The organism is Pseudonocardia sp. EV170527-09 (genome assembly GCF_008369905.1).
Classification (GTDB): domain Bacteria; phylum Actinomycetota; class Actinomycetes; order Mycobacteriales; family Pseudonocardiaceae; genus Pseudonocardia.
This window is the reverse complement of sequence record NZ_VRMC01000595.1, coordinates 1-247: the sequence shown is the minus strand read 5'-3', so window position 1 is coordinate 247 and position 247 is coordinate 1. Positions and strand designations below refer to the sequence as shown.

The window sequence follows — 247 nt, the reverse complement described above, 5'->3', positions numbered from 1 at the left end:
TTGGAACCCTAGGCTATTTGCCAAGCTCAGTCCGTCTCTCATCATCATTGCCTCTGATGTCATTGCGTCCGCTGCATATGGGATAAACTTACATAGAGCTGCAAGGAAAATACCTCGTTCATCTCTAATAATTATTGCCGTAGCTCCAACTCCTTGCTCCGCAAAAAAGGTCGCGTCCACATTAAGTTTGATGAACTTTGGGTCTGGCTTCAACCATATTTCCTCTTCTGTCACAACTATCTTCACC

At 44.5% G+C, this 247-nt stretch carries 1 protein-coding gene; it reads right to left on the bottom strand.

Going from position 1 to position 247, the window contains the following annotated elements:
• On the bottom strand, positions 1 to 247 hold a 247-nt coding region (locus FVA95_RS30225; protein WP_161992558.1), incomplete at both ends, for a reverse transcriptase-like protein.